Genomic DNA, 24,604 nt, shown 5'->3' with positions numbered 1-24,604 from the left:
ACAACTTATCGCCGACTTTGTAAGCCCGCATTTCTGCATTTTTTCTCAACGGCGCGCACTCAAGCTACTGCAAGAAACCTGCCTGACTGGTCAGCTAAACGCTAAAAAGTTTTTCGCGGATGTCCAGCGGTAGGCGCTGGCTGGCCGGCGATCGCCTCAGTGGGTTTTATCAGGTGCACCGCGGTGGTCGGCGAACCGGTGGCTGCGAGGTGCGGGATATTTGTTGAATTTATTGTGTACAATTTTTTTAGAAAGTGTCTTAATCAGCCATCGCCGGCTTTTTCACTGCCCTGAAAGAGTGCGGATCACTTTTCTACTGTTTACGGGAGGCGCAAAGACGCCATGGGACGCTTGACCACACACGTTTTGGACGCCGCACATGGCTGCCCCGGCAGCGCGATCAAGGTTGAACTGTACCGCGTCGAAGGCGCGCAACTGGAGCTGGTCGCCACCGCCGTGACCAATAGCGACGGCCGTTGCGACGCGCCGTTGCTGCAAGGTGACGATTACCGCAGCGGTGTGTACCAGGTGCAATTCAGTGCCGGCGATTATTACCGGGCCCGCGGTGTGCAGCTTCCCGAGCCGGCTTTCCTGGATGTGGTGGTGCTGCGTTTTGGCATCAGCGCCGAACAGGACCATTACCATGTACCCCTGCTGATTTCGCCTTACAGCTACTCCACTTATCGCGGTAGCTGAGCGTCACCTCGCTTCACACCCCCAAAGCTCTTCGTTGGTTTTTCGCCCGCCCACACTGCGGGCTTTTTTTTGCCTGTTGCGCGTTCAACTATCTAGCACCTCTTGAGTGTCGGTGATGCTTAGGCTGGGTGTTTTCCTCAGAAGAAAACACCCATGGCCTCGTCCCCAGATCACCCAGGCGTTTTGCCCTCTTTCAGTTCCCTGCCCGAAGACGTTGATGCTGTCGTTGCTGCCCAAGCCGATTTGCAGGCCATTCGAGATCAACTGACCCGGCGGATCAACCGGTTTACCCATCCCAGCCGCCTGATCAATCAGCTCGCTCTTGCCGATTGGCGCTGCCGCGAATCGGTACGCGCACTGGCACAGCTGATAGGGCGCTCGCCCAAAATCCTGCGAGTGATCCGTGCTCAACTGCGCAAAGCATTTGAGATGGAACCGGACACTCTGCTGTTTACCGAGACCAAGCGCCCAGGCGCACCGCAGATCATCAACAGCTTGACCGAGCGGGCCCTGTCGCTGCTGGCACGGCCCTCGGTGCCTATCAATGTCAATCAATTCACCACGCTCAGCATAAAAGGGCAGCCAAGCCGTCGGTTGCCCTATACCCCTTTGGAAGCCTTGCAGCGCGTCATTGCGATGCGGCTTTTTGAGCGCTTGGTGCAGGCGGCAGACCACTATTGGGACACCTTGGCGCGGGGCTCATGGCTCACACGCCGCGAGCGCTGGGTTGAGCTGCACACTGAACTGTTCGCTGACCGGGCCTTCATGGCACGGCAACTGGATGAGCTGTCACTGGCGGGCATGAGCCTGGTGCAGGCCGTGATCGATGCCCCGACCGCGACGGCACGCCAACGTGCAGGCGGGGATTGGGCCAGCGTACGGGTGGGCCTGCTGATGTGGCCCGGAACACCCGCGGTGGTGATGCCAGGCGTATTGCACTTTTATCGTGAGGGTGATCCCGCGCAGGCGCCGCAGGTGGTGTACCTGCCGGGTGTGGCCCGCACGTTCTACGAGTACCCGTCTTTTGCCGCCCTGCAGGAAGGCCTGTTGCCGCTGGACCGAGCGCAGTTGCACATGCTCTGGCAGGGGTTGGTGGCAAGTCGTCGCACTGGGTTATGCCAGCCCGCGCAGTTGTCTGCGGCGGGCGGTTTTGTGCGCGGCCTGGAGGTGCTCGACGACGCGTTGGCGCTGAGCGCGCAAGCGTTGTTGCGCGGGCAATGGAATACCGAATTGGCGTGTGCCGTGAGGGTTGATCCTCCCTTTGTTGCTGCACAACCGCCTCGGCCGGGGGCTGTCGCCGCGTTACTCGCGCAGGTGGAAGGGGCGCGAAAGCAGTGGGTCGGCAGCGCTCGGCTTGGCGCTCTTGCTGACCCGCTACTCAAATGGGACCAGCAACGACGCAGCGCAGAAATAATCTTTGCCAGTACCTCACCCGGCTTGGCCTTGCGCACTGCGCAGCAGCAGGTCAAGCGTTACGAAAAAGGTCTGCTGGCCTTGCTGGATCCGTATGAGCCCGGCATCGAGACCCTCGCTTATCAGCAATTCACAGCGCTGAAGGCGCAGCTCGCGGCCCATGCACAGGCGCTGAATTCGTTGCTGCAGGGTGCAGAGCACCGGCTGCTCGATCTGAAGTTCTGGACCGAGCGCCCCGGTGGCGTGCAAACGCCCAGGCGTGCTTCGTTGTTCATGCATGCCCAAGCCGAGGCACTGCGCTGCGAGGTTCAGCTGCAACACCGTCTCAAACTGCTGGGCACGGCCCACCGCGACCTGATTATCGACGTGCTGGACCCGCCTTCGCCCGCGGCACGCCCGGGCAGCCAAACCCAGGTGCTTTCAATCGCCGTGGGCAGTGAGCCCGATGCTTTTTATCCCCTGCATAATGTGTGGCTGGTGACCACCGCGGCCGCGCTGAGGGTGCCGGCCCGCCAGCTTCCGGTGGTGCTCTACGCCTTTGGGGAAGAGGGCGGGGTGCTGGGTTTTGCCGGGCTGGATGCCTTGACCCGAAGCGTCAAGGCGAGCCTCGGCAGCCGGGACGGCTCGGTGCTGTGGGGCGGTATCGAGCATGACAAGCGCAGCGATTTGCGCGCACATGCGCTGCGTGAAACCTTGGCTGTGCGCTACGTCCCCATCGACGGCAAGCCTGCATTGGCCGCGTTGAAAAAACTGCTCGGTTGCTACGATCGCCTGCACAAAAGCACTGAAGACATCACGCGTATATTCAGCGAAGTGACGCAGATCGGGCTCAGCCGCGCGCTGCTGCTGGCGGGGCTGGCGCAACAGCTCAAGGTCCCGGCCAATAGCGCCCTGAGCCAGGCTCAGGCGAACATCGAGTTACTGCGCAAGGCCGCGTCTGAAGCGCAAAAATTGCCGGCGGGCTGGGTGGGCGCCACGCGTGCCCAGCGTAAACACTTCAAACGTTCGCAGCGTTTTTACCTCAGCAGCGCCTTCGCCTTCCAGACGCGGCTTGAGCAGCACCTGCCCGATTTGGACACGTTTGCCCGCCGTGCCTTGACGGCCCGTTTGCAGCAGGACGGCGTGCCTGCGTCGTGGCTGATCGACCAGCCCTTTATTGAAATGCCTGATGATGTTCATGGCCAGTTTTGTGGGTGGGCGAGCGGCTGCACTGTCGGTGATCGCACCATCGTCCTCACCCCGACCGCTACGCGTACCTCCTTCAGTCTGCTGCAACTGGCGCTGCACAACCTCGACCCGCTGGCGCCATGGACGCAATGGCGATTGAACCGCGCCCGCTTTCTGCAACCTGAATGGCGACACCGGCTCAATGCCGGGTATTTGATCCAGATGGTCGCTTCGCTGGATATCGGCGGGCAGTACGACGCATTGATCAACCGCGCTTTTTATCCGCCTGCTGGCACCGACCGCGCCCTCAGCGAAGGACGCATTTCGCCCTTATTGAATCGCGCGTTGCACGCAGGCGTTGACCACCACCGGTTCCTGGCGCGGCAAAGCGGGCTGTCGGCGAACGCGCAAAGTGTGTTTAGCACCGCCATGGCGGCCCGCATGCCGCCAGACTTGCTGAACAACCAGCACGAGTTGCAACTGCATGTGGTGCACCTGGTGGGCCATACGATGCAGCACGACCGCTATGTCGCAGGCATTGTGGTGGTGCACGACAAGCGCTCCGGGTGTTGCGTGGTCTACTGGCCCGATGCCCCGCAAGCCTGGGTTCTCACCGAGTACAGCGACCTGCAACAGGCCCTTGCTGCATTGAACCGTATCGGCGCATCGGCCGATAACGCCAAAGTGCTCGCGCGACAGGTCGCACCTGGCTGGGCATTTGAGGCAATCACCCACCATCCGGACCGCGCCGATAGCCCAGGTCACCTGTTCAGCACGCTTGATCTGCCGCCTGCATTTTTTATGGTGAAGGGGATTTGGCGGGGGCTTGGCTTTATTCGCTCCTTTAACATCAAGCACCTGGAGCCGACGGCGTTGCTCGATGAGATCCAGGCCCACACCCTTGAGCAGATTGCCAGTGATCCGCAGGGCTGGCTGGCAATTGTCGCCACCTCTCACAGCGACGCCAGGGCATTGCTCTACCACGCCAGCGTGCTCGAGCTGCAGCGCCGCACTCAAGCCGCCAGCCATTCTGGCAAGGCGCTGCAGGCCTACCGCGCGCGCCGCCTTGGTGAGCAAAGCGAGACACGTACGCGGGCGCTGGTGGGGTTTTTCTGCCCGATGTACGGGATCTTTAATCAATTCCATGAACTGCTGCTTATGGCGCGGCGTTATCACCGCTTTGGCGACGCTCACACGGCGGTCGATGTGGGTTTTATGAGCGCGTTTCTGGCGATCGATTTGTTACTTAACTTTATTCCCGGCCCCGCCAGGGTGCCGGTTGCGGCGGCTCGTATGGCGCGGCCCGCCGTGCGGGCTGTGCTGGGGCGTATCCATCGTCTGCGCATGAGGGCCAGCGGGCTTGACCGCCTGGCGCCGCCACCGGTGGCTCAACTCAAGGACCTGGAGCGTTTCAAAATCAAGGGGGTGCCTCAAGGGGCTGTGGCGTTGAAAGGTGTTGGTGAAAAAGGCGTGTATGTCAAAGATGGCGAGCTGTTCGTGGCGGATGACTCACACCATTACCCGCTTTATCGGCGCGGCAACGAACACGCGTTGCGCCTGAAAAACCGGCAGGCGCCTGGGCAAGACGAACTGATAGTGAACGTGCACCAGCCCGGGGAATGGTTACTGGGCGCGGATGCGCCTCAGCCGGTGGCGGGGACCAGTTCGACGCTGCTCAGCCCGTGGCGTGCGCCAGTGCAGGCGCCCCCGGACTGGCAGCCACCGACGGTGCGCGCCGCCACGCACAACCGCATCTATCGGTCACCGGCACCGGACCCCTATTGGTTCAAATGGCGTGTTCCGGATGCGACGGGGCAGGTGTCCGGCCTCTCGGCGTTCGGCACGTTTCATGTGCACATGGAGCCGCCGGGATTTCCCTACGATGCCGTCTACATCGGACCCCGGTATGACAGCCTCGCCGCTTCGGGGGCGGGTTATTACAGAGTGCTTCACCAGGGCGACAATGCGCCCTGGAATGGCATCGCGTTTATCACCCGCAATGAGCCGCTGGTCTCGCTTGCCCGTGTTGATATTGAACGTTGGACGAGCACTGCGATGGGTGAACAGCCCATTCCGATATCACGCGGCGTATCGGGTGAGTGGCAGGTGCATGCCCCGTTGTTTGACCGGCCGCTGGAGCAGTCCTTGGGGCAGGCGTTCCCCAGCATGACCCGCCGCAGCCAGGCATTGGCAGCCGCAAGGCTGATTGAACTGGCCGATTCTTCGCGCTCGGCGACGGCCACGCACCTGCTCAATATCCGTTCGACGCTGGACAATTGGCTGATGTCGACTCCCAACGGGCCGGGTCAGACAGATGATTTGCTGAGAATGTTACGGCCCATTCAAAGGGCGGGCAGGGCGCTGCACATCGGTTACGAGGGCAAGGCCCCCGGCTTCACGCGTGTCGACTTCCGGGCCGTCGGGTTAGACCCTGCGTTGCAATCCGGCGGCGGTGAGGTCAAGCCTCAGCGGGTCGTCGCGCAGCGCGCCGCAGTCAAGCGCGCGCTGGAGCAGCAAGGGTTCAATGTGCAGGAACTGCAGCTCAGGCACGGGCGCAAGCTCACGCATGAGTTGATCGCGACCCATCCTTCTTCCCCTTCAAACACGCTGTACTACGTGTCCATTCACTGGATCGAGAGAGGCACGGTGAGGCTGGAAACCCGGCTGACGGACCGGTGGTTTGACGCCGCAATCAATACGCATCCCCGGTCGGTTGCGTTGATGGGCGTCAAGAGCGCCATGAACGAAAATCGCCTGGCTCGGATCGTCGCCGGCATTCAATGGCCTACGACGCAGGCGGCCCGCCCGAGCGTCTACTTTGTCAAAGTGAGCCCGTCCTCGCCTTGATCAGCGACACCATGCCCGCGGCGCCGAACAGTGCGGCGCTGACACGGTTGAACCAGCTCTGGCCACTGCCGCTGCGCAGGTAGCGTGCTGCCCCATGGGCGCCCAGGCCGTAGGCCAGCTTGCACAGCAAGTCGAGTACGGTCCAGGTGGCAATCATGATCAGCAATTGCAGCAGGAACGCGTGCTCGCTGCTGAGAAACTGCGGCAAGAAGGCGGCAAAGAACAGGATGTCCTTGGGGTTGCTGGCGCCCAGCACAAACGCGCGACCGAACAAGGCGCGAAAACGCGGTGTGGCCACGGCCTGGGGCACCACGGCGCCCTGGGCCGGTTGGCGCGATTGCTGCCAGCTCTGCCAGGCGAGATAAAACAGGTACAGCGCACCGACGACCTTCAGGGCGCTGAACAACTGCTCCGAGGCCAGCAGCAATGCACCCAGCCCCAATGCCGAGGCACTCAACAGGCAGATCGAGGCGAACACGCCGCCCAGAAACGCCGGGTAGGAACGGCGCAGGCCGTAGTTCAGGCTGTTGCTGATCATCAACAGCGACAGCGGGCCGGGGATCAGGATCACGATCAATGCAGCGCCACTGAACAGCAGCCAGGTTTCCAGGGTCATTACAGTCCTCCATTCGTACAAAAGCCCCACCCGAAGGTGAGGCGGTTTTCGGCCGTTTCCTGCGAACTACAGGAAGATGAACTTCGCGATGAAAATCGCGCACAGCACCCACAGGCTGATGGAAATCTCGCGGTACTTGCCGGTGCCGGCCTTGAGCGCCACATACGTGATGAAGCCCAGGGCGATACCGTCGGCAACCGAGAACGTCAGCGGCATCATGATCGCGGTCACGATGGCCGGGATGCTGTCGGTGGCTTCATCCCAATTAATATGGGCCATGCTCGCCATCATCAGCATCGCTACGTAAATCAGTGCACCGGCGGTGGCATACGCAGGAATCATGCCCGCCAAGGGCGCGAAAAACATTGCCGCCACAAACAGCACGCCCACGGTCACGGCGGTCAACCCGGTGCGACCGCCCGCGGCGACACCGGCAGCACTTTCTACATAACTGGTCACCGGCGGCACACCGACCATGGCGCCAAACACGCTGGAGGCACTGTCGGCTTTCAGCGCGCGGGACAGGTTATGAATCTTGCCATCGGCGCCCACCAGCCCGGCGCGTTGCGCAACGCCCATCAGTGTACCGGCAGTGTCGAACATGTGTACAAAAAGAAACGCAAATACAACGCTGATCATGCTGACATTGAATACACCCTTCACGTCCATGGCCATCCAGGTCGGCGCCAGGCTGGGTGGGGTGGAGAGAATGCCGTTGTAGTGCACCAGGTCCAGGCCCCATCCGGCCAGGGTGACGGCGATGATGCTGATGAGGATTGCGCCGAACACGCGGTGATAGCTGAGGATCGCGATCAGCAAAAAGCACACCGCCGCCAGCAGGGGCGCAGGCTCGTGCAGCGACCCCAGCTTGATCAGCGTGGCCGGGCTGTCGACGATGATGCCGGCGGTTTTCAGGCCGATCACCCCCAGAAACAGGCCGACACCGGCGCCCATGGCGTGGCGCAGGCTGACGGGAATACTGTTGAGCAGCCATTCACGTACGCGGGACAGGGTCAGGCCCATGAACAACACCCCGGAAACAAACACCGCGCCCAGCGCCGTTTCCCAGTGATAGCCCATGGTGCCGACCACGGTGTAGGTGAAAAACGCGTTCAAGCCCATGCCGGGCGCCAGGCCCACGGGCCAATTAGCGTAAAGGCCCATCAGCAGGCAACCGAGCGCCGCGGCGATGCACGTGGCGACAAACGCCGCACCGTGGTCGATGCCGGCGTCGGCCATGATGTTCGGGTTGACGAAGATGATGTAGGCCATGGTGATGAACGTAGTGAGGCCGGCGATCAGTTCGGTCTTCACTGTGGTGCCATGCAAACGCAGTTTGAACAGGCGTTCCAGCCAACCGCCTTGCGGCGCGGAGAGGTCCAGCGTTGGGGCTTCGGATTTGCGGCTTTCCACAGCGAGTACTCCTCAAGAGTTTTATTGTTATTTCCAGCGCCGGTCACAGGTGTGGGCAACAGCGCTTTGAGGTACTGGCGGGTTTTTGTTGACCAATAGGTCAGGAACTCGCACGAAGCGAATTATGCTTTTGTATACAAATAAAGCAAATAATGTTTTCGATTATGTGTTCGAAACAAGATGAAAGGCTAATTCACGGCACTCAGCGCCTGATTCACCGCCAGCCATCCCGCCACCGCGTCTTCGCCGGCTTCGCTGAAGGCGCGCTGCAGCAGCTTCACCTGTTCGCGGCGCAGGGACTGCTCGAAACGCTGGCCCTCGTCGCTCAATTCCAACAGGCGTTTACGCTTGTCGGTCTCGGACGCCACGCTGTTTACCAAGTGCATTTCCTGCAGCTGTCGCAACGGTATGTTCAACGCCTGCTTGCTCACGCCGAGCAACTCCAGCAGTTGCTTCACGCTCAAGGCGGGGTAGCGCGCGATAAAAAACACGATGCGCTGGTGCACACGGCTCAGGCCTCGGCGTTCGAGCATCTCGTCGGCCTTGGCGGTAAAGGCCTGGTAGCCGAAAAAGAACGCTTCCATGGCTTGTTGCTGGCTGCTCTGGGTTTTAAGGTCAAGCATATTGACGTATCTACTCAAGTCGGCGTAATTTCGGTCAAGCAGTTTGACGTATTTTCCATGCGCTTTGCCACCGGTGACCTTATGGCCTTCTCTGAACGTGTTACGCGCCTCAAAAGCTCCTTGATCCGTGAAATCCTTGCCGCAGCCCAGCGCCCGGAAGTGATGTCGTTCGCCGGCGGCCTGCCGGCCGAAGCCATGCTGCCGGCACTGAACTGGGACGGCATGCCGCTCACCCTCGGCCAATATGGCATGAGCGAAGGCGAACCGCAGTTGCGCGAACTGCTCGCCGCCCAGGCCCGCGCGTTGGGCGTACCGTGCCAGGCGAGCCAGGTGCTGGTGGTCAGCGGGTCCCAGCAAACCCTGGACCTGGCCGCCAAACTGTATATCGACAAGGGCACCAAGGTTCTGCTGGAAGGCCCGACTTACCTGGCGGCGTTGCAGATCTTCCAACTGTTCGGCGCCGATTGCCTGACTGTGCAACTGGAGGCCGACGGTCCCAACCTCGCCACCTTGCGCAGCCTCCTTGAACACCATAGCCCGGCGTTCATCTATCTGATCCCGACGTTCCAGAACCCTTCGGCCGTACGCTACAGCGAGGCCAAGCGCGCGGCCGTCGCCGCTTTGCTCGATGAGTTCGGCGTCACCCTGATCGAAGACGAACCCTACCGTGAACTGAGCTTCGACGGCGCCAGTGCGCAGCCCATCGCCGGCCGCCTGAAAAAAGCCAGCTGGATCTACACCGGCACCGTCTCCAAGACCCTGCTACCGGGCCTGCGCGTCGGCTACCTGATCGCCAGCCCGGATCTGTTCCCGCATTTGCTCAAGCTCAAGCAATCGGCGGACCTGCACACCAACCGCGTCGGCCAGTGGCAGGCCATGCAGTGGATCGGCACCCAGAAATACCAGCAGCACCTGGCGCAACTGCGCCGCTTTTACCGCGAGCGTCGCGATGCATTTCAGGCCGCGCTGGAGCGTCATTTTGGCGATCTGGCTGACTGGCAGACGCCTCAGGGCGGATTATTCTTCTGGCTGACCTTGAAACAACCGCTCGACACCCGCACCTTGTTGGCGCAAGCGTTGGATCAGGACGTCGCGTTCATGCCCGGTGAACCGTTCTTTTCCGAGCCCGATCAACACCTCGGCTCGTTGCGCCTCAATTTCAGCCATATCGACCCGGCCCGTCTGGACGAAGGTCTCAAGCGCCTGGCCGCGGTGGTCCGTCAAGCACAGCACGCGCAAGCGGCATAAGGGGAGCCCCATGTACAAGGTTTATGGCGATTACAAGTCGGGCAACTGCTACAAGGTCAAATTGATGCTCAATCTGTTGGGCATCGAATACCAATGGATTGATGTCGATATTCTCAAGGGCGACACCCAGACCGCCGAATTCCTGGCCAAGAACCCCAACGGTAAGATCCCGGTGCTGGAACTGGAAGATGGCACCTGCCTGTGGGAGTCCAACGCGATCCTGAACTTCCTGGCGGACGGCAGCGAGTTTCTGCCGGCTGAGCCACGCCTGCGTACCCAAGTGCTGCAATGGCAGTTTTTCGAGCAATACAGCCATGAGCCCTATATCGCGGTGGCGCGGTTTATCCAGTTCTACCTGAACATGCCGCAAGACCGACTGGAGGAATACAAAAACACCCATAAGGGCGGCTACAAGGCCTTGAGGGTGATGGAGCGTCAGTTGCAAGCCACGCCCTACCTGGTAGGCGAGCAATATTCGATTGCCGATATCGCGCTGTATGCCTACACCCACGTGGCCCATGAAGGGGGTTTTGACCTGACGCCGTACCCGGCGGTGCAGGCGTGGCTCAAACGTGTGGCCAGCCACCCCAAACATGTGGCGATGCTGGACTGAACACAGGTCCAAACGTGGGAGCGGGCTTGCTCGCCAAGGGTGCGCAGTCACTGATGATTCGACTGATCCACCGCTTTCGCGAGCAAGCCCGCTCCCACCTTTAGCTGTCTGTTGTGGCAGACAGTTGATCCTTCAGCAATTCAAAACAGCGCTGCGCCGCCGGGCTCAAACCCGTGCAGCCGCCGATTCCGGCAACTGCCTGGGCTTGGCCTTGTTGGATATCGAATTGGCAACGCCGAACTAATGTGGGAGCTGGCTTGCCTGCGATAGCGTCACCTCGGTGTCACTGATAAATCGAGGTGTCTGCATCGCAGGCAAGCCCGCTCCCACACTGACAGCGGTATTTATCAGACTGCGGCGAACCGCTTGTCGAGGTAATCAATGATCACCTTGGAGTCATACATCCAAGTGGTCTGGCCATTTTCTTCAATGCGCAGGCACGGCACTTTGATCTTGCCGCCTTGCTCCAGCAGGGTCTGGCGATCTTGCGCATTGTTCTTGGCGTCCTTCAACGCCACCGGCACATTCAGACGGTGCAACGTACGACGGGTCTTCACGCAGAACGGGCAGGCGTGGAACTGATACAGGGTCAGGTCCTTGGCCGCAGCGTTCACCTGCGCCTGTTGTTCGGCGGGGCGCTGCTTTTTGCGTGGGCGGGTAATGAAGTCGCCCGCGATGATGACGTGGCCGAGGCCCACTCGAAGTGCTTTGACGAACATGGCTGAAAACCTCTTGCCCATGAAGAAGGGGCCGCAGCTTACCTGAAATTTGCAGGCGAAAAAAAACCGGCGATGAACGCCGGTCTTTTCCTGCACAACCTGTTACTTGATCAGGCTGAGAAACTCGCTGCGCGTGGCCGCGTTTTCGCGGAACTCACCCAGCATCACCGAGGTGATCATCGAAGAATTCTGTTTCTCTACACCGCGCATCATCATGCACATGTGCTTGGCTTCGATCACCACGGCCACGCCCAGCGCGCCGGTGACTTGCATCACGGCATCGGCGATCTGGCGGCTGAGGTTTTCCTGGATCTGCAGGCGGCGCGCATACATGTCGACAATCCGCGCCACTTTCGACAGGCCCAGCACTTTGCCGCTCGGGATATACGCGACGTGAGCTTTACCGATAAACGGCAGCAGGTGGTGTTCGCACAGCGAGTACAGCTCGATGTCCTTGACCAGCACCATTTCGCTGTTGTCGGAGCTGAACAAGGCACCGTTGGTGACTTCTTCGAGTGTCTGTTCATAGCCGCGGCAAAGGTACTGCATCGCCTTGGCGGCACGCTTTGGCGTGTCGAGCAGGCCCTCGCGGGAAACGTCCTCGCCGAGTTGGCCGAGGATCGCGGTGTAATTCTGTTCCAGGGACATGAAACTACCTGTGGGATTTTCGCAAAGCGCAAGGTTACGGTGGCGGACACATCGCTGCAAGCCTGACGATGGCACTTGTTACTCGTCGCGCCCCTCCATCATGGTGCGCTTGAGCATCACATACACCGCGCCCGCGCCGCCGTGGCGGGCCTGGCAAGAGGTAAAACCGAGCACTTGGGCATGCTGGCGCAGCCAAGTGTTGACGTGGCTCTTGATCATCGGCCGCTTGCCATCCAACCGCACGGCCTTGCCGTGGGTGACGCGCACGCAGCGGATTTCGAATTTGGTCGCTTCGGCCAGGAAGGCCCAGAGGGTTTCGCGGGCTTTTTCGACGTTCATGCCGTGCAGGTCAAGGCTGCCCTCGAACGGGATCTGGCCGATCTTGAGCTTGCGCATCTGGCTTTCCTGCACGCCGTCGCGGGCCCACATCAACTCGTCTTCGGGGCCTACGTCGATTACGAACTGGTCCGACAGGCCATCCACGGTGGTGGCATCGGTGCGCACGGTCGCGGCCTGGCGCAGCTTGGCGATCTGCGCCCGGTCGGTCTTGGGTTTGCCGGTGTCGGCGCGGTCGTGCTTGATCGGCTTGACGCCGCGCAGCTCGTTTTTGAACAGGGAAAAATCGTCGTCTTGCATGTCAGCCTCCGCGAAGGGCGGGCAGTTTACCTAAATCGCGGCGGCCGGGGCGCAGGAAACGCTATCCAAGCGCCATCAGTCGTGCTTTTTCATCAGGTGTGAGGCGATGTTCAGCGACAACGGCTGGCGCATCCGCCGACGGCTGCGACGCCATAACCAGACGCCCAGCCAGAGTACCAACAGGCCGATCACCAACAAAATTGCCGAGCCGCCCGGGCTGGCATTCAGTTCGCCGAGTGCCGGCGAATGACCAAACAAACCGGCGCCACCGGCACCTGCCAGCAGCAAACCTACAATTGCCAGCAGCGCGGCAAAGCCGGCCACCAGGCGCAGACGCCAATTGCTCGGGCCCTTGGGGCGCAAGCGACGAGCGTCAAAACCATCGGATATCTTCATTCCGACCTTTCCTCCAGGGTATCGGCCCTTCGACCGGAAGATACACAGGTTGTTCCTGTACCAGAGGCAATTGCAGAAAATGAAAAGATTTTGCGGATGAGCGGGGCAATAAACACGCCGCGCCGCTCATCAGAAGTTCAATCAGATCAGATCTTTGGTCAATGCGAGGGTCGCGAAGTTATCGGCCATGATGGCCATTTCGGTCTGTTGCACATGTTCAGCGCTCAGGATGCCGCCTTTGTAAGGCAGGTCGCGCGTGGCGCAGGCGTCTTCCACCAGGGTGCAGCGAAAGCCCAGGTTCTTGGCGGCGCGCACGGTCGTGCTGACGCTGGAATGGCTCATGAAGCCGCAGACGATAAGGTCCAGGGAGCCGAGGTCTTGCAGGTGTTTTTCCAGCCCGGTGCCGTGAAACGCGCTCGGCAGCAGTTTACCGATGATGGTTTCGTCGCCGAGTGGTTCCAGGCCGGGAATGAATTCGCCGCGCTCGCCCTGCGGGTCGAACAGGCCACCGACGGTGCCAAGGTGACGTACATGCACGATCGGACGCCCGGCATTGCGCGCGGCGGCAACCAACTGCTTGATGTTTTCGACCGCCGCGTCCATGCCCGAGAGGGCGAGTGGACCGCTGAGGTATTCCTTTTGGGCGTCGATGATCACGAGGGTCGCATGGTTCAGGTTGGCTGCTGCGTAACCGCGACCGCTGAGTTGAAACATCGTCTTTGGAACGGACATTCTGGGGCTCCTGTGAGGGGGGCTTTTGCGACATTGTCCACTGGCTGAGCGGTTCTGTGAATCGCTACCATCGTAAGGTACGCCGTTGTTGACGTGCAGCCATGTCAAGTGGGCAGCTTGTTTAAGCCTGCGATGGCAAATTGGATGAAATCCGACGGATGGCGAAGGGGTTTCGTACATCGTCGGTACAGGCGAAGGCTGTTAGAATCGCCAGTCGTTTTTTCCAGGAGCTTGTCCCCGTGATCACATCCCGCCTGCGCACACTGCGCGACCATATCCGTTGGGCTGTCAGCCGTTTCCATGGGGAAGACCTGTTTTTCGGCCATGGTACCGACAATGCCTGGGACGAAGCCCGGCAATTGGTGCTCGGTGCCTTGCACCTGCCTTGGGAAATTGCCGACAGCTACCTGGACTGCAACCTGGAAGAAGAGGAAATTTCCCACGTTCAGCGCTTGCTGCACCGCCGTATCCATGAGCGTGTACCCACCGCTTACCTGTTGAAGGAAGCCTGGTTCTGCGGCATGTCGTTTATCGTCGACGAGCGTGTGCTGATCCCGCGTTCACCGATTGGCGAACTGATCGAAAACCGCTTCGAACCCTGGCTGGCCCAGCCACCGGCGCGCATCCTCGACCTGTGCACCGGCTCCGGTTGCATTGGTATCGCGTGCGCCTACGAGTTCCAGGACGCCGAAGTGGTGCTGGGCGACCTGTCCTTCGAAGCGCTGGAGGTGGCCAACCAGAACATCGAGCGCCATGGCGTCGACGAGCGCGTCTACACCGTGCAGGGTGACGGCTTCGACGGTTTGCCGGGTCAGCGGTTTGATCTGATCGTGTCCAACCCGCCGTACGTTGATGCCGAAGACTTCGCCGACATGCCCGATGAATACCAGCACGAGCCGGAGTTGGGCCTGGCCTGCGGCGATGATGGCTTGAACCTGGTGCGACGGATGTTGGCCGAGGCCGCGGACCACCTCACCGAGAAAGGCTTGTTGATTGTCGAGGTTGGCAACAGCCAGGTGCACGTAGAGGCGTTGTACCCGGAAGTCGACTTTGCCTGGCTGGAGTTCCAGCGCGGCGGGCATGGTGTATTCATGCTGACGGCCGAGCAGTGCCGCGCGCATCAAGCGGTATTTGCTGCTCGGGTTTAAACCGACCCAACTGTAGAAACCGACCCTAAATGTGGGAGCGGGCTTGCCCGCGAAAGCGGTGTATCAGTCACTGATAAGTTGACTGTCATACCGCTTTCGCGAGCAAGCCCGCTCCCACATTTCAATTGCGTTCCAACGTGCTAGCGGTGCGTGGCAATCCAGATCAGCAACCCCGCCTGAAATACCGTAAACGCCACTAAACAGGTGATGGTAAAGCGCAGCCCGCTGTCCTCACGCTTGAACTTGGTGACCTTTTCCTCTTCCTTGCGCAGTTTCACTTCTTGCTCGGCCAGGTTCTGCTCGGCCTGTTGCAGCATCTGCGCGGCTTCGAGGATTTCCACGAACTGCACCTTCTCGGTGTTCCAGCTGTCCAGCACTTCGCTGACTTTGCCCGGCTGCACGTTGCCTTTGAGGTGTTGCACATCGGCATAAGCCACATCAAAGCCCTGGATGCGCAGGAAGTGATCGCGGCGCAGGCGCGTGGCCTCGTTCAGTGCGTCTTTATTGGCCAGGTCCACGCCGTCGACGCGGTAGTGTGACCACTTCTTTTTTGCCCACGCCGCGCCTTGCGCGACGAGGAAGCGACCGATCCCCCGGTTGGCCGGTTCGATTTCCAGGCTGTTGCCCGGGCCGAAGTGCACGCGGTGCTTATCGTGATCGACCCAGATATCCAAGTGGTTCTGCTCGCGGCGCACTCGCTGGCCTGGCAACTGGATGACCATGCGCAACAGGCTGTGGTGTTTGTCATTGCGTTCGGTATAGCCAAACTGCACGAACCGCAACGGCCGCGCACCGGTGGCACGGTCGGTGGCCAGGGGCGCCAGGCGCAGCATCTTGAAATGTTCGGCCTGCACGTCCGCCCACGGCAGGGCCGCTGCCTCGACGGCTTCGGTTTTGGCAGCCGCGGTGTCGGCAATAGGTTCTGGTGTAGCTTCTGTGGTTGTCATGCGGCGCGATCCTGTCCAAGCCCTGCGAGTCGACAGTCTTTTTACTGTTGACCCTGGGCTTATCGGCCGTTTTTCTCAGGACTGGAGGTAAATAGTCGCTTAACGGGGTTGAAGTCCGTCGATAAAGCGCACGATGCGCTCACCCAGCTCGGCGGCAAGCGGCAGTTTCGGGTCGTTGTAGGAGGCCAGTTGCTCTTTCACGTCCTTGGGCACGATGCGCATGACGTGGTTCATGCCTTCGATCACGGTCAAGTGCGCGTCGGGCTTGGCGTTTTTCAGTTGCCGTGCATCTGCGACGCCCACCTGAATATCGTTGGTGCCCTGGATGATCAACGCCGGCATGTTCAGCTTGGCGAACGCCGCTGACGGGTCGGCGCGAAACAGGCTGATCAGATAAGGCTGCACGCTGGGTCGGAAAATACCTTCCAGCGGGCCGGGCACGTCGGCATCCACTTGGCCGGCCTTGAGGTGGTCGAGGATCTCGTTACTGCGCAGCAACAGGGCAGGGGGCAGGTGATCGGCCAGCTGCTGACGGATCACCTGATCCACCGGCCGCGCACTGCCAGACAGAGAAATAACGCCGGCCGGATTCAGTTGCGGTGCGGCGAGCGCGGCAACCAGCGCGCCTTCACTGTGGCCCAGGACGATCAGCGGGCCCATGCGGCTGTCGGCCTTGAGCAGCTTGCCCCAGGCCACGGCATCGGATACGTAGGCATCCAGGGTCAGGTTGCGTTCATCCGGCGTGGCCGCCAGGCTGGCGGCCACGCCGCGCTTGTCGTAGCGCACGCTGGCAATGTTGTGTCGGGCAAGCACCCAGGCCAGGCGCTTGAGGCTGTCGTTGCGTGCGCCGTCGGCACTGTTGCCGTTACGGTCGGTAGGCCCGGAGCCGGCAATGATCAACACCACGGGCACCGGTTTGTCGGATTGGGGCAGTAAAAGCGAGCCAAACAGCTCGCCGTTGCCGGTGTCCAGGCTGATCGGCCGTTGCAGCACGACAGGGGAGGCGGCGAAGCCCAGGCTGGAAAACAGGGTGAGGGTTAAAAGCAGAACTCGCAGCATCATCGCGCCATCATCAGGAAGGTGCCGGTTGGACCAACGTCTACCGGTAAGGTTTCGAGGATGAACTAGTCGGTTAGCCTGCGTATACTGGCCGCCTTAAGTTATTACGGTTGACTTGATTCAACTGATTTCACGGAGCGCCCTGCATGTCCGGCAATACCTTCGGCAAGCTGTTCACTGTCACCACCGCGGGCGAAAGCCATGGCCCGGCATTGGTCGCCATTGTCGACGGCTGCCCGCCAGGCCTCGAGCTGTCTCTGGACGACCTGCAGCGCGAGCTCGACCGCCGCAAGCCCGGCACCAGCCGCCACACCACCCAGCGCCAGGAGCCCGACGAAGTCGAAATCCTCTCCGGCGTGTTCGAAGGCCGCACCACCGGTTGCGCCATCGGCCTGCTGATTCGCAACACCGACCAGAAGTCCAAGGACTATTCGGCAATCAAGGACCTGTTCCGCCCGGCCCACGCCGACTACACCTACCATCACAAATACGGCGAACGCGACTACCGTGGCGGTGGCCGCAGCTCGGCGCGCGAAACCGCGATGCGCGTGGCTGCCGGTGCCATCGCCAAGAAATACCTGGCCACTCAGGGCATCGTGATCCGCGGCTACATGAGCCAGCTGGGTCCGATCGAGATCCCGTTCAAGACCTGGGACAGTGTCGACGACAACGCTTTCTTCAGCCCCGACCCGGACAAAGTGCCGGAACTGGAAGCCTACATGGACCAGTTGCGCCGCGACCAGGACTCCGTCGGCGCGAAGATCACCGTGGTTGCCGAAGGCGTCAAACCTGGCTTGGGCGAGCCGATCTTCGACCGCCTCGACGCCGAGCTGGCCCATGCGCTGATGAGCATCAACGCGGTGAAGGGCGTGGAAATCGGCGCCGGTTTCGCCTGTGTGTCCCAGCGCGGCACCGAGCACCGCGATGAACTGACCCCGCAGGGTTTCCTCAGCAACAACGCGGGCGGCATCCTCGGCGGTATTTCCTCGGGCCAACCGATCGTTGCGCACCTGGCCCTCAAGGCCACGTCGAGCATCACCACGCCAGGCCGCTCGATTGATGTGCACGGCAACCCGGTGGATGTGATCACCAAGGGCCGCCATGACCCGTGCGTCGGCATCCGTGCCACGCCGATTGCCGAAGCCATGATGGCCATCGTGTTGATGGACCACCTGCTGCGCAACCGCGGGCAAAATGCCGATGTGCACGTGAATACGCCGGTGCTGGGCCAGCTGTGACAGCCGGTGGCGGGCGGGCTTGCTCAGGCAGGTCCGCGAAGCGGCACCGTGCATGGTGAGCCCGACCCTCCCGTACTGGCGCCTGTCCAGCTTTTACCTGTTCTACTTCGCCCTGCTCGGGGCAACGGCGCCGTTCCTGGCCCTGTACTTCGATCATCTTGGGTTCTCCAGCGCACGCATTGGTGAGTTGGTGGCTATCCCCATGCTGATGCGCTGCGTGGCGCCCAACCTGTGGGGCTGGCTCGGCGATTACACCGGGCGGCGCCTGGCCATCGTCCGGTTTGGCGCGGTGTGTACGCTGGCCAGCTTTTCATTGATTTTCTTCAGCAAGACCTACGCCTGGCTCGCGCTGGTGATGGCCCTGCATGCGTTCTTCTGGCACGCCGTGTTGCCGCAGTTTGAAGTGATCACCCTGGCCCACCTGCAAAAGCAGACCTCGCGCTACAGCCAGATCCGCCTGTGGGGCTCGATTGGTTTCATCCTCACCGTGGTGATCATGGGCCGCCTGTTCGACTGGCTAAGCCTGGACATTTACCCGGTGGTGGTCGTGGTGATCATGGCCGGCATCATCGGTGCCAGCCTGTGGGTACCGAATGCGCAACCCGCGACCCACGACAATCGCCTGGCCGGTGACGGTTTTCTCAAGCGATTGCGCAACCCTGGGGTGCTGGCGTTTTATGCTTGCGTGGCGCTGATGCAAATGAGCCACGGCCCGTATTACACCTTTCTCACCCTGCACCTCGAACATCTGGGCTACAGCCGTGGCGTGATCGGCATGCTCTGGGCCTTGGGCGTGGTCGCAGAAGTGCTGATGTTTCTGGCCATGAGCCGCATCCTCACGCGCTTTTCGGTGCGACGGGTGCTGCTGGCAAGTTTCCTGTTGGCCGCCGTGCGCTGGTTGTTGCTGGGCTCATTCGCCGAATTTTTCTGGGTGCTGCTGCTGGCGCAAGTGATGCACGCGGCCACCTTTGGCAGTTTTCACGCGGCGGCGATTGCCTTTGTGCAACGCAGCTTCGGCGCTCGCCAGCAAGGCCAGGGCCAGGCGCTGTATGCCGCACTGGCCGGCACTGGCGGCGCATTGGGCGCGCTGTATGCCGGTTATAGCTGGAACCTGTTGGGGCCGACCCTGACCTTCAGCATCGCCAGTGTCGCGGCCCTGGCCGCCGCCCTAATCATTGGCTTTCGATTGCAAGAGCCGAATAAAGGAACCGTGCAATGAGTTATGTCGCTGTTTATCCGCTCGCCACACCCGATACCCCGAACAAGGTGTTGACCCACTTCGACGATATCGTCTCGACCCTGGTTGAGCACGGCGTGGGTTTTGACCGCTGGCAGCCCAGCCCCCTCGAAAAGGGCGCCAGTGACGCTGAAATGATCGCGGCGTACCAGTCGCAGATCGATGCCCTCGGCTACGGCTCTGCTCAGGTATTGAGCGTGACGGGCGACCATCCGCAGCGCGCCGAATTGCGCGCTGAGGGCCTCAAGGCGCGTCGCTACAGTGCAGACAACGTGCATTTTTTCATCGCGGGCCAAGGCTTGTTCTGCCTGCTCGTGGGCGAGTACGTCTACGCCGTGCGTTGTGAGAAGAATGATGTGCTGGTGGTTCCGGCAGGAATGCCGCATTGGCTCGACGTGGGTGAAAATCCGCACTGTGTGGCGCTACGTTTATTCCATACAGCCGAAGGGTGTGTGCCTCAGTTCACCGACGAGCACAGTGCCGCTGGTTTTCCAGGCTTGGACGATTAAGCGCGAATAGTTGAATGTTCAACCCCGGCAGGTTGGAAGTTGTTGTGGGAAAGAACTTATATAAATGTAAGACGTAGCTGTTTATGCGGCGCCTTATGCTTTCAATCTATTCGTTATGTAACTCTCCGGACTCAATGTTTATACCGCCTGTCAATCGCAGGAGTCCGAAAGGTGGTATGGCATCCACTGATACAGGAGAGAGAGTGATGAGTGGCCCAGAGCAGCCGTGTCGTGCGCTTGCCGTGCCGAGCGCCGTTGGAAAACGCCTGAGCCTGGGCGGCAAACCCCTGACGCCGACAGAGCTGGAGATCCTGCGCTGGGCCTCGGAAGGCAAGACCGTCTGGGAAATCAGCCAGATTCGCGCCACCTCCCAAGCCACGGTTAAATTCCATCTGCGTAACATCTACCTCAAGCTGCAAGTCACCAACCGCGTGCAGGCGATGAACGCAGCGGCCCGCCAGGGGCTTTGCTGAAGGCACAAAAAAAGGCCGCGACGCTCAACGGCGTCGCGGCCTTTTTTGCCCGGATTACTCAGGCCGAATGGTAGGTCGGCAGGGCAAAGCGATTCTGGCTTTGCAGCATCGAGATCTGTGGCAGCTCGCTGGCTTGTTCGGCCAGGTCGCGGCGAATGGCGCTGATGACCCAGGTCAGTTGGTCAGCGGTGTGCAGTTGTTGATACGAAATCGAACGCTTGACCTGTTTGCCTTCGCTGTTGCGCAGGGTCAACAGGATCCCGCCGTCTGGGCGTGGCTGAGTGGTGACGTCGTATTGGGAGAATACAGAAGCGAATTTATCTTGGATCAGGCTCATGTCTATCAGCTCCGTTGGCTCAAGTTGGCAAGCATGGAGTGATAGGTGCAGTGATTGTGCCAGTATTGGACTGTCTAAAAAATCGTTATAAATCAGTAGGTTAAAATTTTATAGGTTTTTCACTTTCGTGCAATTTGCATGAAAGGCCATCGTGCATCCTGCATTTTGCGTTATCGGGGCCGGGCATTTCGCTCCCCGTTACAGTTAATGACCGCATCGGCGCCGCGCAATTCCCTATTTCATGCTGGGCGGTACGGGATACAAAACTTTTCAAATCCCACATGTACAGCCGAAGAATGGCAGGCGTATTTTCCTGCAAGGCATTCGACCTCTTCCTACAGGGCCGAGGCTGTGTCTGGATCATACGAAGAATAAGAAAAAGGACGTTCCGCCATGAGCCACCCGCACGACGACATGATCACCTGGGGCAAGCTACTGCGTAAGGTGCCGGCGATAGTTCGGGCCCTGCCACGCGTGGTACGCGGCATGCGCGCCGCGAACGTCACCGATCCCAGCCAGCCCTGCGGCCTGGGATGGCAATTCGAACAGGCCACCTCTCGTAACCCTGATGGCGCGGCGCTGTTATATGGCGACAGTGTGCTCAGCTACGCCCAAGCCAACCAGCGTGCCAACCGCATTGCCCATCACCTGCACGAGCAGGGCATCGGCAAGGGGGATGTGGTCGCGTTGTTCATCGAAAACCGCCCTGAACTGCTGTTGAGCGTGTTGGCCGTAGCCAAGCTGGGTGGCATTTGCGCAATGCTCAATACGTCGCAAACCCAGGCAACGCTGGTGCACAGCCTGAATCTGGTGAGCCCGGTGGCAATCGTGGTGGGCGCAGAGTTGGTGGCGGCCTACACGACTGTGCGTGAGCACGTGGCAATCGCCGCGCACAGGACCTGGTTTGTCGCCGATCAGCATTCAAGCACGCCTCCTGAAGGCTATACCGACCTGATGGCCGCCAGTGCCGACGGCTCGGTGGAAAACCCCGCCAGTACCGGACAAGTGTTCTTCAACGACCCCTGCTTCTATATCTACACCTCCGGCACCACGGGCTTGCCCAAGGCCGGCATCATGAAGCACGGGCGCTGGACCAAAACCGCCGTCAGCTTCGGCAGCATCGCGCTGGACATGGGCCCGGATGACGTCCTCTATTGCACCTTGCCGCTGTACCACGCCACCGGCCTGTGCGTGTGCTGGGGCTCGGCGATTGTCGGGGCCTCGGGCTTTGCCATCCGGCGTAAATTCAGTGCCAGCCAGTTCTGGGACGATGCGCGCAAATTCAACGCAACCACCCTGGGCTATGTCGGTGAGTTGTGCCGCTACCTGCTCGATCAGCCCGCCAGCGCCCAGGATCTCGATAACCGCGTGACCAAGATGGTCGGCAATGGCCTGCGTCCCGGCGTGTGGGCGCAGTTCAAGCAACGTTATGGCGTTGAGCATGTTTGCGAACTGTATGCCGCCAGTGACGGCAACATCGGATTCACCAACGTGCTGAATTTCGACAACACCATCGGCTTTTGCCTGCAGCACTGGGCGCTGGTGGACTACAGCAACGACAGCGGTGAACCGGTGCGTGGCAGCGACGGCTTCATGCGCAAGGTGCAAACGGGCGGGCAGGGGTTGTTACTCGCCAGGATCGATGAAAAGTCACCGTTCGACGGCTACACCGACCCGGAAAAGAACCGCAAGGTGGTGTTGACCGACGTGTTCGAGAAGGGCGACCGCTATTTCAATACCGGCGACTTGTTGCGCAGCATCGGCTTCGGTCATGCGCAATTTGTCGATCGCCTGGGCGATACCTATCGCTGGAAGGGCGAAAACGTCTCGACCACCGAAGTGGAGAACGTGCTGCTGCAACATCCGCAGATCGCCGAAGTGGTCGCCTACGGCGTCGAGATCGAAAACACCAATGGCCGCGCCGGCATGGTCGCCATCACGCCAAGTGAATCCCTGGCCTCGCTGGACATGCGTGAATTGCTGCAATTCGCCCACGGCCAGTTGCCGCATTACGCGGTGCCGTTGTTCCTGCGGATCAAGGTGAAGATGGAAACCACCGGCACCTTCAAGTATCAGAAAGTGCGTCTCAAAGAGGAGGCCTTCGACCCGGGCAAGGCCGGCAATGACCCTGTGTATGCGTGGCTGCCGGGCTCGGATTGCTATGTGCCGGTCACCGGCGACTTGTTGGCGCAGATTCAGGGCGGGCATTTCCGTTATTGAAAGCAGCGCTATTGATTCTGCCTATGACCGCTTTTGGCAAAAAAGCCATGACAGTGGGGAACTCCATCGCGACACTGGGCGCCTATAAAGCAACCAGACAAGGAGCCCCACATGTCAGACCAGCCTAAACAAATGACCGAAGACGAAGCCGCTGAATTTGCCGAGCAGGTCTTCGACGTGGCCCGCAAAGGCGATGCCGCCATGCTCGCCGCACTGCTGGCCAAAGGCTTGCCGCCTAACCTGCGCAATCACAATGGCGACACCTTGCTCATGCTCGCGGCCTATCACGGTCACGCCGACGCGGTGAAAGTGCTGCTGGAGTTCAAGGCCGACCCGCTGATCGCCAACGACAAGAACCAACTGCCGATGGCCGGTGCGGCGTTCAAGGGCAACCTGCCCGTGGTCAAGGCGCTGATCGACGGCGGCGCGCCGGTGGACGGCGCCTCCTCGGACGGCCGCACGGCGTTGATGATGGCCGCGATGTTCAACCGTGTCGAAATGCTCGACTACCTGCTCGGCCAGGGTGCCAACCCCAAGGCCACCGATGCTCAGGGTGCGACGGCACTGGCGGCGGCGCACACCATGGGCGCGGCGGATACGGCGGCGCAGTTGCAAAAACTGGTGTAGGCTACGCGCCCTCAAAAACCAGCTCGCCACAGGACCTTCCCATGCAAACCGCCCTCGTCGAACTCATCAGCAAAATCAGCGCCGGCGTCATGGGCGAGGACGAAGTGGCACGCATTGCCGAGGAAGCGGCCCAGGCCTACGCGGACCCTGCCGCTTTCCTGACGGCCAACCCGGATATCAACTACGACGACACTTTCCCGATTCCTCTGGGTGAGTGGGTCGTGGTCGGTAGCTTGCCGGACACGGTGCTGTTTCAAGCCGACACCTATGGCGACCTGTTTGCACAGATCGTCGCGTCGTTCGGCCCGGGCGTGGCGTTTAATCTCAAGCCCAAGCAGTTAGCCAAGACCGAAGACCTGACGGCGCTGAACCGCATCCAGATCCAGATGAGCGCCCTGAGCCCGGAGGACGGTGGCTATGTGCTGCTCAACTTCAGTCAGTTGCTGGATGACGAGATTCAGGCGGTGCTGGTCTACGGCAACGACCTGCCGCGCGTGCTGGAACTGTGCGCTGAAGTCGGCATCAAGGCTGAGCCGTCCCTGGAAGCCCTGCGCGTTGCCGTTCACGTCTGAAATAAAACGGAACCCCTGCCAGGGCTGACTATCCTACAAGTGCATGCCCTCACTTAGGAGCGACACCATGGGTTCCACTTTTAATGGCTTGATTGGCCTGATCATCCTGGCGCTGGATATCTGGGCGATCATCAACGTGTTCAAAAGCGGCGCCAGCACCGGTGCCAAGGTGCTGTGGATTTTGCTGATCCTGTTGCTGCCTGTGTTGGGCCTGATCATCTGGGCAATCGCCGGGCCACGCGGTAACGTGCGGATCTGACGACACCTGGGCCCGCTCTGATCCTGAGTGGGCCCTGTCAATGTGGGAGCGGGCTTGCCCGCGATAACGGTTTATCAGCCACAGTTGTGCGGGCTGACACATCGCTATCGCGGGCAAGCCCGCTCCCACATTCGTTTCCAGCGTATTTAGAGTTTTGTGTGTCGAAAGTATTCGCTGTACGAAATTTTCACATCTTTTCCAAGACAATTCG

Annotated in this window: 24 protein-coding genes; 13 read left to right on the top strand and 11 right to left on the bottom strand. The window is 60.6% G+C overall.

What is annotated here, in order from left to right; all coding sequences use genetic code 11:
- Positions 1–342 precede the first annotated feature (342 nt).
- Positions 343–696 carry a hydroxyisourate hydrolase gene (gene uraH, locus FPT15_RS04245; protein WP_106576519.1) on the top strand — a complete coding sequence of 118 codons (354 nt, stop codon included), beginning with the start codon at positions 343–345 and terminating at the stop codon, positions 694–696.
- A gap of 153 nt (positions 697–849) precedes the next feature.
- A complete protein-coding gene (locus FPT15_RS04240; RefSeq protein ID WP_145158782.1) occupies positions 850–6,123 on the top strand; it encodes a dermonecrotic toxin domain-containing protein in 5,274 nt (1,757 codons plus the stop codon).
- Here the strand turns inward: FPT15_RS04240 and FPT15_RS04235 are convergent.
- The 3 genes from FPT15_RS04235 to FPT15_RS04225 all read right to left on the bottom strand — a co-directional run bounded on the left by FPT15_RS04235 (position 6,098) and on the right by FPT15_RS04225 (position 8,775).
- Entirely contained in the window at positions 6,098–6,739 is a 642-nt protein-coding gene (locus FPT15_RS04235) for a LysE family translocator (protein ID WP_145158780.1), read from the bottom strand. The genes FPT15_RS04240 and FPT15_RS04235 overlap by 26 nt on opposite strands.
- Before the next feature lie 66 nt (positions 6,740–6,805).
- Entirely contained in the window at positions 6,806–8,152 is a 1,347-nt protein-coding gene (locus FPT15_RS04230; RefSeq protein WP_145158778.1) for an NCS2 family permease, read from the bottom strand.
- Between the two features lie 188 nt (positions 8,153–8,340).
- The gene (locus FPT15_RS04225; RefSeq protein WP_145158776.1) at positions 8,341–8,775 is read right to left on the bottom strand and encodes a MarR family winged helix-turn-helix transcriptional regulator; all 435 of its coding nucleotides are present in this window, start codon (positions 8,773–8,775) and stop codon (positions 8,341–8,343) included.
- A gap of 81 nt (positions 8,776–8,856) precedes the next feature.
- On the opposite strand from FPT15_RS04225, the gene FPT15_RS04220 reads away from it, so the two are divergent.
- A complete protein-coding gene (locus FPT15_RS04220; RefSeq protein ID WP_145158774.1) occupies positions 8,857–10,023 on the top strand; it encodes a PLP-dependent aminotransferase family protein in 1,167 nt (388 codons plus the stop codon).
- A gap of 10 nt (positions 10,024–10,033) precedes the next feature.
- Positions 10,034–10,636, top strand: coding sequence for a glutathione S-transferase family protein (locus FPT15_RS04215; RefSeq protein ID WP_145158772.1), 603 nt, complete (start codon positions 10,034–10,036; stop codon positions 10,634–10,636).
- A 347-nt stretch (positions 10,637–10,983) separates the two neighbouring features.
- On the opposite strand, the gene FPT15_RS04205 is transcribed toward FPT15_RS04215, so the two are convergent.
- The 5 genes from FPT15_RS04205 to FPT15_RS04185 form a co-directional block, all read right to left on the bottom strand.
- Complete coding sequence (locus tag FPT15_RS04205; RefSeq protein WP_094951448.1) at positions 10,984–11,355, bottom strand: glutathione S-transferase N-terminal domain-containing protein; 372 nt, start codon at positions 11,353–11,355, stop codon at positions 10,984–10,986.
- Between the two features lie 102 nt (positions 11,356–11,457).
- Positions 11,458–12,003 (bottom strand): GTP cyclohydrolase I FolE, encoded by a 546-nt coding sequence (gene folE / locus FPT15_RS04200; RefSeq protein ID WP_003442011.1) that lies wholly within the window; start codon positions 12,001–12,003, stop codon positions 11,458–11,460.
- 78 nt (positions 12,004–12,081) lie between these two features.
- On the bottom strand, positions 12,082–12,639 hold the full coding sequence (locus FPT15_RS04195) for a Smr/MutS family protein (RefSeq protein ID WP_064453382.1): 558 nt from the start codon (positions 12,637–12,639) through the stop codon (positions 12,082–12,084).
- A 75-nt stretch (positions 12,640–12,714) separates the two neighbouring features.
- Positions 12,715–13,035 carry a hypothetical protein gene (locus FPT15_RS04190; protein WP_053257227.1) on the bottom strand — a complete coding sequence of 107 codons (321 nt, stop codon included), beginning with the start codon at positions 13,033–13,035 and terminating at the stop codon, positions 12,715–12,717.
- 141 nt (positions 13,036–13,176) lie between these two features.
- A complete protein-coding gene (locus FPT15_RS04185; protein WP_106576532.1) occupies positions 13,177–13,767 on the bottom strand; it encodes a cysteine hydrolase family protein in 591 nt (196 codons plus the stop codon).
- 239 nt (positions 13,768–14,006) lie between these two features.
- On the opposite strand from FPT15_RS04185, the gene prmB reads away from it, so the two are divergent.
- The gene (gene prmB, locus FPT15_RS04180; protein ID WP_106576533.1) at positions 14,007–14,915 is read left to right on the top strand and encodes a 50S ribosomal protein L3 N(5)-glutamine methyltransferase; all 909 of its coding nucleotides are present in this window, start codon (positions 14,007–14,009) and stop codon (positions 14,913–14,915) included.
- A gap of 140 nt (positions 14,916–15,055) precedes the next feature.
- Here prmB and FPT15_RS04175 read toward each other — a convergent pair whose 3' ends face one another.
- Both FPT15_RS04175 and FPT15_RS04170 read right to left on the bottom strand, forming a co-directional pair.
- The gene (locus tag FPT15_RS04175; protein ID WP_145158767.1) at positions 15,056–15,862 is read right to left on the bottom strand and encodes a hypothetical protein; all 807 of its coding nucleotides are present in this window, start codon (positions 15,860–15,862) and stop codon (positions 15,056–15,058) included.
- A 99-nt stretch (positions 15,863–15,961) separates the two neighbouring features.
- Positions 15,962–16,924 carry an alpha/beta hydrolase gene (locus tag FPT15_RS04170; protein ID WP_106576535.1) on the bottom strand — a complete coding sequence of 321 codons (963 nt, stop codon included), beginning with the start codon at positions 16,922–16,924 and terminating at the stop codon, positions 15,962–15,964.
- Positions 16,925–17,067: 143 nt separating this feature from the next.
- Here FPT15_RS04170 and aroC point away from each other — a divergent pair, with 143 nt between their 5' ends.
- The 4 genes from aroC (at position 17,068) to FPT15_RS04150 (ending at position 20,378) form a co-directional block, all read left to right on the top strand.
- Positions 17,068–18,159: a chorismate synthase gene (gene aroC, locus FPT15_RS04165; protein WP_145158765.1), complete on the top strand. Its 1,092-nt coding sequence runs from the start codon at positions 17,068–17,070 to the stop codon at positions 18,157–18,159.
- 52 nt (positions 18,160–18,211) lie between these two features.
- Positions 18,212–19,378, top strand: a complete 1,167-nt coding sequence (locus FPT15_RS04160) for an MFS transporter (RefSeq protein WP_145159567.1) — start codon at positions 18,212–18,214, stop codon at positions 19,376–19,378.
- On the top strand, positions 19,375–19,905 hold the full coding sequence (locus tag FPT15_RS04155) for an acireductone dioxygenase (protein WP_145158763.1): 531 nt from the start codon (positions 19,375–19,377) through the stop codon (positions 19,903–19,905). Before FPT15_RS04160 ends, FPT15_RS04155 begins: the two co-directional genes overlap by 4 nt.
- Before the next feature lie 206 nt (positions 19,906–20,111).
- Positions 20,112–20,378: a response regulator transcription factor gene (locus FPT15_RS04150; protein ID WP_145158761.1), complete on the top strand. Its 267-nt coding sequence runs from the start codon at positions 20,112–20,114 to the stop codon at positions 20,376–20,378.
- Between the two features lie 58 nt (positions 20,379–20,436).
- Here the strand turns inward: FPT15_RS04150 and FPT15_RS04145 are convergent, their stop codons facing one another.
- Complete coding sequence (locus FPT15_RS04145; RefSeq protein ID WP_016970113.1) at positions 20,437–20,715, bottom strand: DUF3509 domain-containing protein; 279 nt, start codon at positions 20,713–20,715, stop codon at positions 20,437–20,439.
- Positions 20,716–21,108: 393 nt separating this feature from the next.
- On the opposite strand from FPT15_RS04145, the gene FPT15_RS04140 reads away from it, so the two are divergent.
- The 4 genes from FPT15_RS04140 (at position 21,109) to FPT15_RS04125 (ending at position 24,393) form a co-directional block, all read left to right on the top strand.
- A complete protein-coding gene (locus FPT15_RS04140) occupies positions 21,109–22,935 on the top strand; it encodes a long-chain-acyl-CoA synthetase (protein ID WP_145158760.1) in 1,827 nt (608 codons plus the stop codon).
- 111 nt (positions 22,936–23,046) lie between these two features.
- Complete coding sequence (locus FPT15_RS04135; protein ID WP_124418126.1) at positions 23,047–23,562, top strand: ankyrin repeat domain-containing protein; 516 nt, start codon at positions 23,047–23,049, stop codon at positions 23,560–23,562.
- Between the two features lie 41 nt (positions 23,563–23,603).
- Positions 23,604–24,134 (top strand): hypothetical protein, encoded by a 531-nt coding sequence (locus tag FPT15_RS04130; protein ID WP_145158758.1) that lies wholly within the window; start codon positions 23,604–23,606, stop codon positions 24,132–24,134.
- 67 nt (positions 24,135–24,201) lie between these two features.
- Entirely contained in the window at positions 24,202–24,393 is a 192-nt protein-coding gene (locus FPT15_RS04125; protein WP_003172956.1) for a PLDc N-terminal domain-containing protein, read from the top strand.
- Positions 24,394–24,604: the final 211 nt, after the last annotated feature.

It is taken from the genome of Pseudomonas sp. RGB (assembly GCF_007713445.1).
In the GTDB taxonomy this organism is placed as follows: Bacteria; Pseudomonadota; Gammaproteobacteria; order Pseudomonadales; family Pseudomonadaceae; genus Aquipseudomonas.
Note: the sequence above shows the minus strand (reverse complement) of the source record. Positions and strands in the feature narration are given on the sequence as shown.